Below are 17,136 nucleotides of genomic sequence, written 5' to 3'. Positions count from 1 at the left end.
TCTGGAGTGACCTTGTTGGGAGTTGCTATAATCAGCAACTTGCGCTGCCATGATCAGGCCCATTCTGGATCCAACTTCGCACACCCGATGTCTGTGCATGGTCGGCAGACGTATGCTGCCGTCTCGAATCGTATTTGAACCCGAGTTGCTACGACGCGTTATTTGCCTTGGCCACGTAGCCGCATGCCGTCTGCATGCAGTCGCCAGGCTTCATTGATAAATGATGGATACTACTGTGACGAAAGATGAACTGCGCGCCGAACTCGAGCGTCAGGCCGACCGTTACAAGGCTGTGTATGGTGGCGAAGTCACCACTTATGCCGCTCAATCGGAACCTGAACGCAAGCCGTGGCGCAAGCGCTCTACCGTTCAAGACCAGGTCTTTGCGCAAGAACTGGAAAAGATGGAAAAAGAATTGCGTGAACACAAGCTCTGAAGGCAATCCTGCCCTCGAAGTCCGCAGGAACCCCTGCCAGGCAGGGGTCCGAACCAGAGCAGACACGTATTTTGACAAATTTCATGTGACTTTTCCGGCCGCTTTGTAACGACCGATTTCGTTCTTGTTTGCCGCGTGTTCACCGGCGATCAAAACGAGTCCTGGCTCGATCGGCTTGAGGCCAGCCCCTCGACAGTGGCAGGCGCCAGGGCCTCGGTTCGTCGCCGGCTGACGCAGGGGGGGATCGATTGCCCGTGTTTTCTGGCATAATCCGGCCCCCCTACGACCGCCAGACAAACTTCATGATCGATTTATTCAGCGGACTGGATGCCTGGGTTCTGGTGAGCCTGGTGCTCGCAGTCACCTTCGTGCTCGCCTTCGAGTTCATCAACGGCTTTCATGACACCGCCAACGCGGTAGCCACCGTCATCTACACCAAGGCCATGCCGCCCCACCTGGCCGTGTTCCTGTCCGGTGTCTTCAACTTCCTCGGCGTCCTGCTGGGCGGCGTCGGCGTGGCCTACGCCATCGTCCACCTGCTGCCGGTCGAGCTGTTGATCAACGTCAACACCGGTCACGGCCTGGCCATGGTCTTCTCGCTGCTGGCTGCGGCCATCACCTGGAACCTGGGCACCTGGTACTTCGGCATCCCGGCCTCGAGCTCCCACACGCTGATCGGCTCGATCCTCGGCGTGGGCCTGGCCAATGCCCTGATCAACGGCATCCCGCTGGGCGATGGGGTCAACTGGCAGAAGGCGATCGACATCGCGCTCTCCCTGGTGGTTTCGCCCCTGGCAGGCTTCGTGGTCGCGGCCCTGGTGCTGATCGGCCTGAAGTGGTGGCGCCCGCTGTCGAAGATGCACAAGACCCCGGAACAGCGCCGCAAGCTCGACGACAAGAAGCATCCACCGTTCTGGAACCGGCTGGTGCTGGTCATTTCGGCCATGGGCGTGAGCTTCGTGCACGGCTCCAACGACGGTCAGAAGGGCATCGGCCTGATCATGCTGGTGCTGATCGGCATCGTGCCGTCGCAGTTCGTGCTCGACCTGGGCAGCAGCACCTACCAGATCGAACGTACCCGTGACGCCACCCTGCACCTGAGCCAGTTCTACCAGCGCAACGAAGCGACGCTGGGCGAGTTCCTGGCCCTGGGCAAGGCCAAGACGGGCGACCTGCCGGAGCAGTTCAGCTGCGACCCGCAGCAGACCGAGCCGACCATCACCGCCTTGCAGCGCACGCTCAAGGGCGTGACCGACTACCATGCACTGCCGTCCGAGCAGCGCGTCGAAGTCCGTCGCTACCTGCTGTGCCTGGACGACACCGCGAAGAAGGTCGGCAAGCTGCCAGGCCTCGATGCGCGTGAGAAGTCCGACCTCGAGAAGCTGCGCAAGGACCTGACGGCGACCACCGAATACGCCCCGTTCTGGGTGATCGTGGCCGTGGCACTGGCCCTGGGCCTGGGCACCATGGTCGGCTGGAAGCGTGTGGTGCTGACCGTGGGCGAGAAGATCGGCAAGCAGGGCATGACCTATGCCCAGGGCATGGCTGCCCAGATCACCGCGGCCTGCGCCATCGGCATGGCCAACGTGTTCAGCCTGCCGGTCTCGACCACCCATGTGCTGTCCTCTGGCGTGGCGGGCACCATGGTGGCGAACAAGAGCGGCCTGCAAGGCGGCACGGTGAAGACCATCCTGCTGGCCTGGGTCCTGACCCTGCCGGCGTCCATGGGGCTGGCCGCCGGGCTGTTCTGGCTGGCATCCAAGGCGCTGGCGTAAGGCGGCAAGCGGCAAGCGGCGAACAAGCGCCGCTTGCCGCTTTCGGTTCCGTCCTGCGAGCACCGTCACGCTTGCGCTTACGCAGCCACGACACCCTTTCGACCTCTCCTTGTCGCTTGCGACTTGCCACTTGCAGCTCGTCCTTCCGCTTTTCCCCTCCCTACCCTCAAGATTCCCCCCTCCCCAGCCGATACCCCCTGTCGATGTCCAACGGAATACCAGGAACGAGTCCGGGACGACACGCGGGCAGCGCGCGGTGAGCGCCGATCCTACCCGCTCGAACACCTGTTCCATCCCCTTGCGGAACCGATTACGCCATGAACAAAAGCTTGAAATTCAGCCATAAGATCCTGCTGGCGGCGTCACTGATCGTCATACTCGCCTTCACCCTGTTCACGCTGTACAACGACTACCTCCAGCGCAACGCGATTCGCGCCGACCTGGAGAGCTACCTGAACGAGATGGGCGAATCCACGTCGACCAACATCCGCAACCTGCTCGATGGCCGGATCAGGCTGGTGGAAAACCTGGCGCAGAACATTGCCCAGGCGCCGGACAACGCGGAAGTCTTCATGGGCCAGCAGGCCGTCACCTCAAGCTTCCTCACTGACTACCTGGGCCGTACCGACGGCCGCTTCAGCGTGCGCCCCGACTCGCCGATGCCGGCCGGTTACGACCCGCGCACGCGCCCGTGGTACAAGGATGGCATGAACGCCAGCGGGGCGATCCTCACCGAGCCCTACATCGACCTGACCACCAACAAGATGGTCATCGGCATTCTCTCCAGCGTCTCGCGTGACATCGGTGTGGTGGGTGGTGACCTGGCACTCGATGGGCTGGTGCAGATCATCAACTCGCTGAATTTCGGCGGCATGGGCTATGCGTTCCTGGTCAACGACCAAGGCAAGATCCTGGTACACCCGGACCATGCCTTGGTGATGAAGTCCCTGGCGGACGTCTTCCCTGGGCAGGCACCACGCCTGACCCAGGAACTGAGTGAGGTCGACGTCGATGGCAACGCGCGGCTGCTGAGCTTCACCCCGGTCAAAGGCCTGCCGAATGCCAACTGGTACATAGGCCTGTCGGTGGACAAGGCCGATGCCTACGCCATGCTCAGCACCTTCCGCACCTCGGCGGTGATCGCCACGGTGGTGGCGGTGGTGATCATCATCGCCCTGCTCGGCCTGCTGATCCGCGCGCTGATGCAGCCCCTGCACACCATGACCCGGGCCATGGAGGACATCGCCGAAGGTGAAGGCGACCTGACCAAGCGCCTGCGCATCCATCACCAGGACGAGTTCGGCATTCTGGGCATGGCGTTCAACCGCTTCGTCGAGCGGATCCATACGTCCATCATCGAGGTATCGTCGGCCACCGAGCACGTCAACGAAGTGGCGCTGCGCGTGGTCAGCGCCTCCAATTCGTCGATGAGCAACTCGGACGAACAGTCCAACCGCACCAACAGCGTTGCCGCCGCGATCAACGAACTGGGCGCCGCGGCCCAGGAAATCGCCAACAATGCGGCCCAGGCGTCCCAGCACGCCAGCTCGGCGCGCTTGCTGGCCGAAGAGGGTCAACAGGTGGTGGACCGCAATATCCAGGCGATGACGCGGCTGTCCGACCTGATCGTCAGCTCCAGTGGACACATCGAGAAGCTCAACAGCAAGACGGTGAACATCGGTCAGATCCTCGAGGTGATCACCAGTATCTCGCAGCAGACCAACCTGCTCGCGCTCAACGCAGCGATCGAAGCGGCCCGTGCCGGCGAAGCCGGTCGTGGCTTTGCCGTGGTCGCCGATGAAGTGCGCAACCTGGCACACCGCACGCAAGAGTCGGCGCAGCAGGTGCAGACGATGATCGAAGAGCTGCAGGTCGGCGCGCGCGAGTCGGTGGACACCATGGGCCAAAGCCAGCGCCATAGCCAGGACAGTGTCGAGATCGCCAACCAGGCCGGCGAACGCCTGGGCAGCGTGACCCAGCGTATCGGCGAGATCGACGGCATGAACCAGTCGGTGGCGACGGCGACCGAAGAACAGACGGCCGTGGTCGACTCGATCAACATGGACATCAACGAAATCAACCTGCTCAACCAGGAAGGCGTGGAGAACCTGCAGGCTACCCTGCGTGCGTGCACCGACCTGGAACAGCAGGCAGCTCGACTCAAGCACCTAGTGGGCAGCTTCAGGATCTGAAGCAGGCGGCAGGCAAGCATGAGGTGCTTGCGAAGAACGGCACGTCTTTCCCGGCGCAGGCACCGGCTTGCGCGGGGGCATGCAGGTCGCTGCCGCCGCCGCGATTCGTGGTGTGCAGCCGTCTTGCCGATCGAACAAACCACCCTTCGGAACGGTCAATGGGTAGGCGCGTCATCTCCGGACTGTGACTACCGGATGACAGACCACCAAGACGATCCCGGAGGGATGCTGATCGTGCACATCGCTGACATCACCATGTTCTATGCCCCGGCCAGCGGGGGTGTACGTACCTACCTCGATGCCAAGCACCGTCGCCTGGGCAACATGCCAGGCGTGCAACACAGTCTTTTGATTCCCGGCCCCAAGCCCAGCGATGCCAATGGCGTCTACAAGGTGCCGGCCATGGCCCTGCCCTTCGGCAACGGCTACCGCTTTCCCGTTCGACTGGCGCCGTGGTGCAAGGTCCTGCGCCGGCTGCAGCCCGACCTGATCGAGGTCGGCGATCCCTATTTCACGGCCTGGGCCGCGTTGGAAGCACGCCGACAGCTCGATGTGCCGGTGATCGGTTTCTACCACTCCGACCTGCCCTTGCTGGTCAAGAACCGCATGGGCGGCTGGTTCACGCCCAATGTCGAGGCCTACGTCAGCAAGCTGTACGGCAACTTCGACCGCGTGCTGGCGCCCAGCCAGGTCATGGCCGACAAGTTGACCCGCCTGGGCGTCAAGGACGTGCACGTGCAGCGCCTGGGCGTCGACCTGACGACCTTTCATCCCGATCAGCGCGACACGCAGATCAGGGCCCGGCTCGGTATCCCGGACACGGCGCGCCTGCTGGTCTTTGCCGGGCGCGGCTCGCGGGAAAAGAACCTGCCGGTCCTGCTCGACTGCATGCGCCAACTGGGCAAGCCCTACCATCTGCTGCTGGTGGGCTCGAACATGCCCACGGCTGTGCCCGACAACGTCACGGTCATCAACCATTTCTCACCGGCCCAGGACGTCGCACGCCTGATGGCCAGCGCCGACCTGCTGGTGCACGCTGGCGACCAGGAAACCTTCGGTCTGGTGATCCTCGAGGCCATGGCCAGCGGCACGCCAGTGGTGGCCGTGCGTGCCGGTGCCTTCAGCGAGCTGGTCAACGAGCAGTGTGGCCGGCTCTGCCGCCCCAATGATGGCCGGGCAATGGCCGAAGCCGTGCGCGAAGCCTTCGAGGAAGGCACGCGCAAGCTGGGTGCCCAGGCACGTCGCCATGTCGAACAGCATTACGCCTGGGATGCCGTGGTCAACGGTCTGCTGGGGCATTACCAGGCCGTGCTGGGCCATCAGCCCGAGGTGCTGGCCCATGCATGACGCCACGCCAACGACCCGCAGCCTGATGGTCGTGCTGCACGACGTCGCCCCGGAAACGTGGCCCGACTACCGCCCGTTCGTCGAAGCCGTGGACGCCATGGGCGATGTACCGATGACCTGGCTGGTGGTGCCTGATTTCCACCACCGCAATGCACTGTCGCGCTCGCCGGACTTCTGCAGCCTGCTCGAACGGCGCCTGGCCAAGGGCGACGAGCTGGCGCTGCATGGCTACTACCACGCCGACGATGGCCCGGCCGCCCGCTCGCCGAAAGAATTCTTCATGCGTCGGATCTATACCCACGAGGGCGAGTTCTACGGCCTGAGCCAGGCGGAGGCACTCGAACGCCTGCACGAGGGCATGGCGCTGTTCGAGCGCCAGGGCTGGCCGCTGGCCGGGTTCGTCGCACCGGCCTGGCTGATGAGCGAAGGCACGCGCGAGGCCCTGAAAACCCTGCCCCTGCGCTACACCAGTACGCCGCAGCATCTGTACAGCCTGCCCGACTTCACCCCGATCACCGCCCCAGGCCTGGTCTGGAGTGCCCGTAGCGCCTGGCGTCGCGGGCTGTCCCGCCTGCTGTGCGACTGGCAGCGTCGACGCCTCGAGAGCGCCGACAGCCTGCGCCTGGGGCTGCACCCGGTGGACATGCGCCATCCCTCCTCGCGTGATTACTGGCTCGAAGCCGTGCGCGAGCTGCTGGCGCAAGGTCGCGTGCCCATGACCAAATCGACCTGGCTGGATCACAGGGTCGCCGCATGAGTCGTTTTGCCTGGCTGGGGGTGGCCCTGGCCGTGGCCGTGCTGGTGCCGGCCTTTCTTGGTGGCAGCGAGCTGCTACCGCGCCTGCGCACCTTCCCACCCGGGCTGATGACCGGGCTGCTGGGCATGATCGTGCTGTGCTGGATCCTCAACGCCATGCGCCTTCGCCTGCTGCTGGGCCAGCAAGGCGCCCACCTGGGTCGACTCAAGAGCGTGGGTGTGCTCATGGCCACCGAGTTCGCCATCTGCACCACACCCGGCGGCAGTGGCGGCCCGGTGGCGCTGATCACCCTGCTGAACAAGGAGGGCATTGCCCCTGCACGCAGTGGCGCAGCGTTCGCCATGGACCAGCTCAACGACCTGGCCTTCTTCATTTGTGCGCTGTTGGGGATCGCGGGCTACGCGCTGTTCCACAGCCTGGGCAGGAGCCAGGAGTCGATGCTGATCAGCAGCGCCCTGCTGTTGTGTGGCGTCCTGACCGTGGTCATCGCCCTGCTGCGCTGGCGCCGTAAGGTGATGCGCTTCAACGGCCGCTGCCTGCGGCGCGTAGGCCTGTCCGAGGCGCGCCGTCGACGCTGGGCGCGCAAGCTGCTGCACTTTCTGGGCGCCCTGGCGGAAACCTGGCAGCTGCCCAAACGCACGCTGGCCATGGTGTTCACCTTGACCTGCCTGCATTGGGGGTTGCGTTACAGCGTGCTGTACCTGGCGCTGCGCGGCCTGGGGTCGGACCTGGCGTGGATTCCCAGTTTCCTGGTGCAGATGCTCGCCTTGAGCGCCGGTCAGTTCAGCCTGCTGCCCGGCGGCGCCGGTGCTGCCGAGTTGACCTCGGCGACCTTGCTGTCCCCGCTGGTGGGCAGCTCGACGGCAGCGGCGGCGATTCTCATCTGGCGAATCGTCACGTACTACTTCTACCTGGCGGCAGGCGGTCCGGTATTTCTGTACCTGCTGGCACGTCCCCTGTTGAAACGCTGGCGTCGGCAACCGAGCTGAGCTGACGCCACAGCTCGGCAGCGCCTTCGAAGGCGGTCCCCAGCGTCTCGTCCATGGCCTCAGGGTCGTAGCGTGCCAGGCAGCCCTCGCCCACCCGTGGGGGTGCGCTGGCCGTTGCCTTGTCGCGCGGATCCGCCATGCCGACCTCGATCAGTCGAAGACCACGGTCTTGTTGCCATGGACCAGTACACGGTCCTCGAGGTGATAGCGCAGCCCGCGCGCCAGCACCATCTTCTCGACGTCGCGGCCGAACCGCACCATGTCGTCGATGGTGTCGGCATGGCTGACGCGTACCACGTCCTGCTCGATGATCGGCCCGGCATCCAGCTCCTCGGTCACGTAGTGGCACGTGGCACCGATCAGCTTCACCCCGCGCAGCGCAGCCTGGTGGTAGGGCTTGGCGCCGACGAACGAGGGCAGGAAGCTGTGGTGGATGTTGATCACCTGGCCCGCGTAGTCCTGGCACAGCTGAGGCGGCAGAATCTGCATGTAACGCGCCAGCACGATGACGTCGGCGTCATGGGCCTCGACCAGGCGTGCGACCTCGGCGAACGCCGGCTGCTTGTCCTGCGGATCGACCGGCACATGGAAGAAAGGAATACCGTGCCACTCGACCATGCTGCGCAGGTCGTCATGGTTGGAAATGACGCACGGAATATCGCAGTCCAGCTCACCGGTGTGCCAGCGGTGCAGCAGGTCCGCCAGGCAGTGCGATTCACGGCTGGCCATCAGCACGACACGCTTCTTCTGCGCCGAGTCGGTGATGTGCCAGGTCATGGAAAAGGCTTCGGCGATCGGCGCGAAGGCTTCGCGGAACGCTTCGATACCGAACGGCAACGAGTCGGCGCGAATTTCATGGCGCATGAAGAACCAGCCGCTCTGCTCATCGGAATGGTGGCTGGCCTCATTGATCCAACCGTTATGAGAAGCCAGGAAATGGCTGACGCTGGCCACGATGCCCACGCCGTCGGGGCAGGCGATCACCAGTCGGAAGGTGCGCATGAACAAGAACTCCAGAACTTGCAAAGGGGCCTAGTCTAACGATTCGCCAGGAAATCTGCAGTAGTGATTCAGTGTCTGTCGCCCGGAAAGACCACCGGTGTGTACAACCGCGTGGCGGGGGACAAGGGTCAAGAACGGCATTTCTCAAACACAGTGTGAATTTTTCTTAACCCGGAAAGTACATATAGCCACACTCTCGCAGCGCGGCCGTGCACGCTTTAATTGTTTACTTGTCGATAAACCCTGTTTACTATCGACGCCACTGTCTCTCTGAATACATCGCAAGGAATACCTCATGTCGTTGATCAACGAATACCGCGCCACCGAAGAAGCCATCAAAGAACTTCAGGCCCGTTTGGCCAATCTGTCGCAAGACGACAAGCTGAAGAAAGAGCTGGAATTCGAAGGCAAACTGCGCACGCTGATGGGCGAATACTCCAAGTCGCTGCGCGACGTGATTGCCCTGCTCGACCCAGAGTCCAAGTTGAGCAAAGGCCCACGCGCCACGGCCAAGCCTGCTACCACCAAGCGTGCACGCAAGGTCAAGCAATACAAGAACCCGCACAACGGCGAAATCATCGAAACCAAAGGTGGCAACCACAAGACGCTGAAAGAGTGGAAAGCCAAGTGGGGCGGTGACGAAGTTGAAAGCTGGTCCAGCCTGCTGGACTGATCGCGGAACCTGTTTCCCGATACCTGAAAAACGCCAGCTTGCTGGCGTTTTTTCATGCCCGTGCGTTCAAGGTCGATGACGTGCCTTGAGGGCCGCGACATGGGCCTGCCACGCCAGCAGCACCTCACGCTGGGGCGCACTGGCTTCAGGCCATGCTTGCTGCCAGGCCGTTTCGAATGCGTCCAGGGTCAGCGGCGCGCCCAAGGCCGGATCGTCGAGTCGGTCCTTGCAGAACGTCAACCAACGCTGTCGCTCTTCAGGGTTCAATGTCTCGGGAAAGTTACGCGCCCGGTAACGGAACAGCAGTTCCGGCAGGCGCCCGTCATCGAACATCCAGTGCCCCTTGGACAAATGCTCGGGGTCCGACATCCGTACCTGCTCGCACACGCGGCGGTCGCGGTCGCGAATGAACCCTTCATATAACTGTTGTTCCGGATCGTCGCTCGGCGTGAAGTCTTCCTGCGCGAAGAGTTCATCCAGTACCGGTTGCCACACGGCCCGTTGTTGCGCCAATTGGGTTGCCTTGGCCTGATACAGCGACAGGTCCAACCCCAATCGCTGTTGATCCGCAGGGCGGACGACCGATAACGGCGCCACGACCGGACAGCGGTTCACATGGATCAACTTCAATGGCACGGGAAGTTGCCCGTCGAGCAGCGCATCGCGCCGAGCATACAGACGCTGGCGCAAGTCCATCGCTGATTCGGTGGTCAAGGGCGAGGGATCCATGTGCAGATCGCACACGATCAAGGCATTGCGATTACGAGGGTGCCAGGCCAGCGGCAATACAATACCCAGATAATGACGCGCGGCCGAGAAACGCCCGCTGATATGCACCAAGGGCTCCAATAGCCTGATCTGCTCCATGACGGCATGCTTGCTGCGCAAGGCGAACAACCAGTCGTACAACCTGGGCTGGCGCTCACGCAGCAATCGCGCCAGACCAATGGTGGCCCGCACGTCGGACAAGGCCTCGTGGGCATGGCCGTGATCGATCCCATTGGCCTGGCTCAGCAGCTCCAGGCGCAGGCTGGTACGACCGTCCTGCTGCGGCCAGACGATACCCTCCGGCCGGAGGGCGTAGGCCGTGCGTACCACATCGATCAGGTCCCAGCGGCTGTTGCCGCCCTGCCACTCCCGTGCGTACGGGTCGAAGAAGTTGCGGTACAGGCTGTAGCGAGTGACCTCGTCGTCGAAACGCAGGGTGTTGTAGCCGGCGCCACAGGTGCCTGGACGGGCCAGCTCAGTGTGCACGCGGGTCATGAAGTCGGCTTCGACCAGGCCCTGATCGGCCAGCTGCCGGGGTGTGATGCCGGTCACCAGGCAAGCGATCGGGTGCGGCAGGATGTCGTCGGAGGGCCGGCAATAGAGATTGACCGGCGCTTCGATTTCATTGAGGTCGAGGTCGGTGCGTATCCCGGCCAACTGCAAGGGGCGGTCACAGCGGGGATTGATGCCGGTGGTTTCGTAGTCGTGCCAGAAAATGCTCGCGCTCACGGGGTCGTCCTGTAACAAGATCGACCAGAGTCTAGGGCCTCGGGCGTGCGTGGGCCAGCCTCAGGCAGAGGCGTTGAGCGGGTTGAAGCTGAAGTAGGTATGCAAGGTGCGTACGAAGCCGTTGTACTCCTCGGGCGCCTGCAAGAGCATGAATCCCGAATCGTAATGGCCTGGCATCTGGTCTTCCTGACACCACAGGCAGCTGGCGGTCAGGTTGATGAACTGCCAGCCATCACCTGGCAGTGGAATGCGCAATTGCAGCTCGAAATCCGGCCCGACCAGGATCGGCAACTCGCTGATCACCATCAGGCCCGCTTCCGACACATTGCCCAGGTAACCCAGCAGCTGATCGGTGTAACGGTTGTAGACGGTGAGATAGAGCGGAAGTTGGTGGCGTTCTATCTGGCGCTCGATAAACATGATGGCGGTCACTGTCCTTCGCGGATGGCAATGGGCGTGGAATCGCCTTGATCGTTACATTCATTCAACGGATTCGTCCAGACCGTTCGGCAGCTGTGCCCCGGTTTGCACTGCCCTTGGCGCTTACCGCCCAGCAGGTGTCGCAAGCGGCACCGTTACCGCCGGGGTAAAGCTGCGGTAATGCCCCAACTGCTCGAGCGTTTGTAGACGGGCCTGGGCACGAAACGCGTATTCGTTGCCAGGCCAGCGCTGCATCAGGTACTGGTAGGTCTGCGCCGCATCGACATAGAGCTTCTGGCGCTCCAGGCACTGCCCGCGCAGCAACGCGACCTCCGGATGAATGAACGGCCGTGCACGGCTGGTACGGTCCACCTGCGACAACTCCAGCATCACCCGCTGGCAGTCGCCCCGCTCATAGGCGCGGTAGGCATTGTTCAAGTGATGGTCCATCGACCAACGGGTACAGCCGACGACACTGGTCGCCAGCATCAAAACGATCATGGCACGCATGGGGCGCTCTCCTCTTGCTGCACGGTGTATCGGCGGCAGTGGGCGAAACTGGAGGGTCGAAGACGGCGATGACCTGCTCTCCCCCTCCACGGTAGTGCATCCGAACAATGACTACAGCCCGATTCAGGAGTAGCCTTTCGCTGCGCTTCACTATAGGAGTCTGTGCATGACCATCCGCCGTACCAAAATCGTCGCCACCCTGGGCCCGGCCAGCAACTCGCCGGACGTGATCGAACAGCTGATTCTGTCGGGCCTGGACGTCGCACGCCTGAACTTCTCCCATGGCACTCCGGACGAGCACAAGGCGCGCGCGCGCCTGATCCGTGAAATCGCCGCCAAGCTTGGCCGCCACGTCGCGCTGCTGGGCGACTTGCAGGGTCCGAAGATCCGTATCGCCAAGTTCGCCAACAAGCGGATCGAACTGAAGGTCGGTGACCGCTTCACCTTCTCCACGGCTCACTCGTTGACCGAGGGCACCCAGGAGGTGGTCGGGATCGATTACCCGGACCTGGTCAAGGACTGTGGCGTCGGTGACGAACTGCTGCTCGACGACGGCCGGGTGGTCATGCGCGTCGAAACCGCAACGGCCGATGCCCTGCACTGCGTGGTACTGATCGGCGGCCCGCTGTCGGACCACAAAGGCATCAACCGTCGCGGTGGCGGCCTGACCGCGCCGGCCCTGACCGAAAAGGACAAGGCCGACATCAAGCTCGCGGCGGAAATGGACCTGGACTACCTGGCGGTCTCCTTCCCGCGTGACGCCAAGGACATGCAGTACGCCCGTCAGCTGCGTGACGAAGCCGGTGGCAGCGCCTGGCTGGTGGCCAAGATCGAGCGCGCCGAGGCCGTGGCCGACGACGAGACCCTCGACGGCCTGATCGCGGCTTCCGACGCCGTGATGGTCGCCCGTGGCGACCTGGGTGTGGAAATCGGCGATGCCGAGCTGATCGCCATCCAGAAGAAGATCATCCAGCACGCCCGCCGCAACAACAAGGCGGTGATCGTCGCGACCCAGATGATGGAGTCGATGATCCAGAACCCGATGCCGACCCGCGCCGAAGTGTCCGACGTGGCCAACGCCGTGCTGGACAACACCGATGCGGTGATGCTGTCGGCCGAAAGTGCCGCCGGTGCCTACCCGATCGAAGCGGTCCAGGCCATGGCGCGCATCTGCCTGGGCGCCGAGAAGCACCCGACCAGCCAGAAGTCCAGCCATCGCCTGCACACCACCTTCGAGCGCTGTGACGAAAGCATCGCCCTGGCGGCCATCTACACGGCCAACCACTTCCCCGGCGTCAAGGCGATCATCGCGCTGACCGAGAGCGGCTACACCCCGCTGATCATGTCGCGCCTGCGCTCGCACGTGCCGGTGTATGCCATGTCGCCGCACCGCGCCACCCAGGCGCGCAGCGCGATGTTCCGCAACGTCTACCCGATCGCCTTCGATCCTGCCGCCCTGGCGCCGGACAAGGTGAGCCAGGCGGCCGTGGACGAGCTGCTGCAGCGTGGCCTGGTGCAACAAGGTGACTGGGTGATCCTGACCAAGGGTGACAGCTACCACACCATCGGTGGCACCAACGGCATGAAGATCCTGCACGTGGGCGACCCGCTGGTCTGAGCCTGATCGGTTCGCAGGTGCCGTCCGGCCTGCGAACCGCGCTACCGAGGTGCCTCCAGCACCTCGGTCAGCACCTGCTTTCTGGGCAGCCCCGCCATGAACAGGCGCCGGGCACACCCTTCGACATGCCCCGCATCGCCACAGACCAGGGCCACCGTTCCTCGGTCGAGCCCGCGCGTACTCGCCAAGCGCGCTTCCACCCCTTCACGCGTCAGCGTTTCGACCCGCAAGCACGGCCAGATTTCGGCCAGGTGCTGCAGCGGCGCCTCCAGGCAGGATCGCTCCCCTGCGTCCGTGACCTGCACCAGCCAGACATCGCCCTCATGCCCCTGCGCTCGCGCCTCATGGGCCAGGCCCAGCAGCGGCCCGATTCCGGCGCCCTGCCCCAGCAACCACAATGGCTGTGCCTGCCACTGGGTGTCGTAATGCAGGGTGCGGGCCCGCCGCGCGCTCAGGTGCACCTGGACGCCAGGCGCCAGACCACGCAGCGCTTCGATGACTTCGTCGGTGCCCTGGGCCTCCACGTACACCTCCAGCCAGCGCGCGTCGTCCACATGGGTCAGCAGCGCCGGCATCCGGTGTGGCCCCACGGCCAGCTCCAGGTCGTGACCGGCCTGACGACGCTGCGGCCCGTGGGGCATCAGGCGCAACCGGGCGCGGTGGGCGGCCGGCCAGGTCACGTCGATCACCTCGGTGGCCTGGCGTTCGGGGCCGGTGTCGAGCACGAGGCGCAGGTCTTCCATCACCGTGCACTGGCAGGCCAGCCGCCAGCCTTCGGCACGTTGCGCCGGATCCAGCGTATCGGGCCGCGCCTCGAACGGCTGCCCTTGGGTGCACAGGACGCGGCACGTCTGGCAGGCGCCTGCCCGGCAACCGTAGGGGACGTTCAAACCTGCCTCGTTCAAGGCATCGAGCAGGTTGCTGCCCAGCGGCACCTGCCAGCAGCGCTCACCGACACTCAATTGGGGCATGACACGGGCCTCATCCAGGCAAACCGCCACTCTAGGCGCTCGCGCGCGCCACGGCCAGCCGGCGACGCAGAAACCCCGCCCCTTGGCAATCGACCTTGGTCCAGACCACCTGCAGGTGTACCGACCCGGGATGCGCGCTATACTGCCGCGCCTTTTTTCGCGTCGGCCTGACCTGCCGGCGCGCCTTGCCAGGTTTTGCGTCGTGGCCCCGCGCCAGCGCGAGGCCTCCACGAATGTTCCCGGATCCAGAGGAGCGCGCTGCATGACCGTGATCAAGCAAGACGACCTGATTCAGAGCGTCGCCGACGCCCTGCAATTCATCTCGTACTACCACCCCGTCGATTTCATCCAGGCGATGCACGAGGCCTACCTGCGTGAAGAGTCGCCCGCCGCGCGCGACTCCATCGCCCAGATCCTGATCAACTCGCGCATGTGCGCCACCGGCCACCGTCCGATCTGCCAGGACACCGGCATCGTCACGGTCTTCGTGCGCGTGGGCATGGACGTGCGCTGGGACGGCGCGACCCTGAGCGTCGACGATATGATCAACGAAGGCGTGCGCCGCGCCTACAACCTGCCGGAAAACGTCCTGCGCGCCTCGATCCTGGCCGACCCGGCCGGTGCTCGCAAGAACACCAAGGACAACACCCCGGCCGTCATCCACTACTCCATCGTTCCGGGTGACAAGGTCGAAGTGGACGTCGCGGCCAAGGGCGGCGGCTCCGAGAACAAGTCGAAGATGGCCATGCTCAACCCGTCCGACTCGATCGTCGACTGGGTGCTCAAGACCGTACCGACCATGGGCGCCGGCTGGTGCCCGCCGGGCATGCTCGGCATCGGCATCGGCGGCACCGCCGAGAAAGCCGCGGTGATGGCCAAGGAAGTGCTGATGGAGTCCATCGACATCCATGAGCTCAAGGCCCGCGGCCCGCAGAACCGCCTCGAAGAGATCCGTCTGGAGCTGTTCGAGAAGGTCAACCAGCTGGGCATCGGCGCCCAGGGCCTGGGCGGCCTGACCACCGTGCTCGATGTCAAGATCATGGACTACCCGACCCACGCCGCCTCCCTGCCGGTGTGCATGATCCCCAACTGCGCCGCCACCCGCCATGCGCACTTCGTGCTCGACGGTTCCGGCCCGGCCGAGCTGGAAGCACCCTCGCTCGACGCCTACCCGGAGATCGTCTGGGAAGCCGGCCCCAGCGCCCGCCGCGTCGACCTCGATGCGATCACCCCGGAAGAAGTCGCCAGCTGGAAACCGGGCGAGACCATCCTGCTCAACGGCAAGATGCTCACCGGCCGCGATGCCGCGCACAAGCGCATGGTGGAGATGCTCAACCGTGGCGAAACGCTGCCGGTCGATCTGAAAGGCCGCTTCATCTACTACGTCGGCCCCGTCGACCCGGTCGGTGACGAAGTGGTCGGCCCAGCCGGCCCGACCACCGCCACGCGGATGGACAAGTTCACCCGCCAGATCCTCGAGCAGACCGGTCTTCTGGGCATGATCGGCAAGTCCGAGCGTGGCCCGACCGCCATCGAGGCGATCAAGGACAACAAGGCCGTGTACCTGATGGCCGTCGGCGGCGCCGCCTACCTGGTGGCCCAGGCCATTCGCAAGTCCAAAGTGCTGGCCTTCGCCGAACTGGGCATGGAAGCGATCTACGAGTTCGAGGTCAAGGACATGCCGGTGACCGTGGCGGTCGACAGCAACGGGGAGTCGGTGCACATCACCGGGCCTGCGCTGTGGCAGGGCAAGATCGCGCAAAGTCTGGCGGTCGAAGTCAAATAAGCGGTTGCACAGGTTCCTACGGCGCCCGGCAAATGCCGGGCGTTCGTTTGATTGGAGACTGCTTGCGCCCGCGTGCTTTGAATTTCCTGCACGTCAGGATCTAGCGAACTTGCCGGTGACGAATCATATTGCGCGGCGTTTCAAACAGCGTTTGCCTTCACGGCCAGCGTCTTGTACCTAGACGTACTTGCATATCGAGCCCTTTTGATCGGCCTGTACGCTTTCCTCGTCAATACAGAGGAAGCGGCACGTATGCCACATGCTTCGATACTTTCTACTTGCCACACATGGACTGGATGAAGCCGGTCTGTTTCTCATATCCCGCAGTGACCGCGTCTATGACAATGGTCGCCAACACATTGAAGTCACGCTACGGGTGGTACCGGCCGCCGACCTTGCATTCACCGACGAACAGCATGCCTGCTCTGCTCAGCAACGATTCAGTAGCGTGAAGACATGTCTTGGCCGAATCAGGCCGGCAGCGCCTTGAGCCAGAACGACATGATCTTGTCCGAGGCATCCGCCTCATCGAGGTCGCGCCAGGCATGGCGAGTACGCAGCGACGGCTCGTGAAGAAAGCCCCGGTTGCGCCAGAAGCCCTGTAGCGGCTTGTAGTCGACCGGCCGCAACGGATGCCCGGCCGGACGCTCGACCGCGTAGAAGGCGCAGCATTCGAACCCGCCCAGTTTGTGGGCATAGGACTCGCGCTCGATGAAGAAGCGCACGCCCAGGCCTTGGTTGCGGTAGTCGGGCAGCACCAGTGCCCCCCCGAAGTAATAGACCGCAGCCGGGTCACGCCCCTGTTCGAGGAAGGGTTGCTGGAACGCCTCGGCCTGGTCGGCCAGCGGCAGACCGGTGGAGGCGCCCACCACGCGTCCCTCATCGAGCGCCAGCACCAGCAAGCTGCGGTCGGAGTGGGCATAGGGGGCCAGGTAGTCGGCCTCGTGCGCCGCAGTCCCCTCATAGAGGTAGGGAAACTCGCGCAGTACCGTCAGGCGCAGGCGAGCGAGGTCATCGATGTAGGGCGCGGTCGCGGCGCCATGCAGCAGGCGGATTTCCATGGGAAGTAGTCGTTTTCCGATGTGAATGGCGCACTCGGCTAAGCCGGGCTCGAAGGGAGACCCTATCATCCACCCCTCGCCCTTCCCTTTCCCGTACACGAC

Annotated in this window: 15 protein-coding genes; 9 read left to right on the top strand and 6 right to left on the bottom strand. The window is 63.9% G+C overall.

Annotated elements, in window-relative coordinates; all coding sequences use genetic code 11:
• Positions 1 to 235 precede the first annotated feature (235 nt).
• From APT63_04365 to APT63_04340, 6 genes are all read left to right on the top strand, one after another.
• Positions 236 to 436, top strand: a complete 201-nt coding sequence (locus APT63_04365; GenBank protein AMA44911.1) for a beta-ketoadipyl CoA thiolase — start codon at positions 236 to 238, stop codon at positions 434 to 436.
• Between the two features lie 302 nt (positions 437 to 738).
• Positions 739 to 2,211: a nuclease PIN gene (locus tag APT63_04360; protein AMA44910.1), complete on the top strand. Its 1,473-nt coding sequence runs from the start codon at positions 739 to 741 to the stop codon at positions 2,209 to 2,211.
• Positions 2,212 to 2,528: 317 nt separating this feature from the next.
• Positions 2,529 to 4,403 (top strand): chemotaxis protein, encoded by a 1,875-nt coding sequence (locus tag APT63_04355; GenBank protein ID AMA44909.1) that lies wholly within the window; start codon positions 2,529 to 2,531, stop codon positions 4,401 to 4,403.
• Positions 4,404 to 4,628: 225 nt separating this feature from the next.
• Positions 4,629 to 5,750, top strand: a complete 1,122-nt coding sequence (locus tag APT63_04350) for a glycoside hydrolase (GenBank protein AMA44908.1) — start codon at positions 4,629 to 4,631, stop codon at positions 5,748 to 5,750.
• Positions 5,743 to 6,507 (top strand): deacetylase, encoded by a 765-nt coding sequence (locus tag APT63_04345; GenBank protein AMA44907.1) that lies wholly within the window; start codon positions 5,743 to 5,745, stop codon positions 6,505 to 6,507. Before APT63_04350 ends, APT63_04345 begins: the two co-directional genes overlap by 8 nt.
• Positions 6,504 to 7,496 (top strand): hypothetical protein, encoded by a 993-nt coding sequence (locus APT63_04340; protein ID AMA44906.1) that lies wholly within the window; start codon positions 6,504 to 6,506, stop codon positions 7,494 to 7,496. Before APT63_04345 ends, APT63_04340 begins: the two co-directional genes overlap by 4 nt.
• 150 nt (positions 7,497 to 7,646) lie before the next feature.
• On the opposite strand, the gene APT63_04335 is transcribed toward APT63_04340, so the two are convergent.
• Positions 7,647 to 8,498, bottom strand: coding sequence for a formyltetrahydrofolate deformylase (locus tag APT63_04335; GenBank protein AMA44905.1), 852 nt, complete (start codon positions 8,496 to 8,498; stop codon positions 7,647 to 7,649).
• Between the two features lie 295 nt (positions 8,499 to 8,793).
• Here APT63_04335 and APT63_04330 point away from each other — a divergent pair, with 295 nt between their 5' ends.
• Positions 8,794 to 9,171: an H-NS histone gene (locus APT63_04330; protein AMA44904.1), complete on the top strand. Its 378-nt coding sequence runs from the start codon at positions 8,794 to 8,796 to the stop codon at positions 9,169 to 9,171.
• Between the two features lie 66 nt (positions 9,172 to 9,237).
• Here the strand turns inward: APT63_04330 and sbcB are convergent, their stop codons facing one another.
• The 3 genes from sbcB to APT63_04315 all read right to left on the bottom strand — a co-directional run bounded on the left by sbcB (position 9,238) and on the right by APT63_04315 (position 11,598).
• Positions 9,238 to 10,668, bottom strand: coding sequence for an exodeoxyribonuclease I (gene sbcB / locus APT63_04325; protein ID AMA44903.1), 1,431 nt, complete (start codon positions 10,666 to 10,668; stop codon positions 9,238 to 9,240).
• 60 nt (positions 10,669 to 10,728) lie between these two features.
• Positions 10,729 to 11,088: a pilus assembly protein PilZ gene (locus APT63_04320; GenBank protein AMA47789.1), complete on the bottom strand. Its 360-nt coding sequence runs from the start codon at positions 11,086 to 11,088 to the stop codon at positions 10,729 to 10,731.
• A 123-nt stretch (positions 11,089 to 11,211) separates the two neighbouring features.
• A complete protein-coding gene (locus tag APT63_04315; GenBank protein AMA44902.1) occupies positions 11,212 to 11,598 on the bottom strand; it encodes a hypothetical protein in 387 nt (128 codons plus the stop codon).
• 166 nt (positions 11,599 to 11,764) lie between these two features.
• On the opposite strand from APT63_04315, the gene APT63_04310 reads away from it, so the two are divergent.
• Entirely contained in the window at positions 11,765 to 13,216 is a 1,452-nt protein-coding gene (locus tag APT63_04310) for a pyruvate kinase (protein ID AMA44901.1), read from the top strand.
• Between the two features lie 41 nt (positions 13,217 to 13,257).
• Here APT63_04310 and APT63_04305 read toward each other — a convergent pair whose 3' ends face one another.
• Positions 13,258 to 14,187 carry a hypothetical protein gene (locus APT63_04305; protein ID AMA44900.1) on the bottom strand — a complete coding sequence of 310 codons (930 nt, stop codon included), beginning with the start codon at positions 14,185 to 14,187 and terminating at the stop codon, positions 13,258 to 13,260.
• 262 nt (positions 14,188 to 14,449) lie between these two features.
• Here APT63_04305 and APT63_04300 point away from each other — a divergent pair, with 262 nt between their 5' ends.
• Complete coding sequence (locus APT63_04300) at positions 14,450 to 15,973, top strand: fumarate hydratase (GenBank protein ID AMA44899.1); 1,524 nt, start codon at positions 14,450 to 14,452, stop codon at positions 15,971 to 15,973.
• Positions 15,974 to 16,443: 470 nt separating this feature from the next.
• On the opposite strand, the gene APT63_04295 is transcribed toward APT63_04300, so the two are convergent.
• Positions 16,444 to 17,034, bottom strand: a complete 591-nt coding sequence (locus APT63_04295) for a GNAT family acetyltransferase (protein ID AMA44898.1) — start codon at positions 17,032 to 17,034, stop codon at positions 16,444 to 16,446.
• Between the last annotated feature and the right edge of the window lie 102 nt (positions 17,035 to 17,136).

The sequence above is a fragment of the Pseudomonas monteilii genome (genome assembly GCA_001534745.1).
Classification (GTDB): domain Bacteria; phylum Pseudomonadota; class Gammaproteobacteria; order Pseudomonadales; family Pseudomonadaceae; genus Aquipseudomonas; species Aquipseudomonas alabamensis.
Note: the sequence above shows the minus strand (reverse complement) of the source record. Positions and strands in the feature narration are given on the sequence as shown.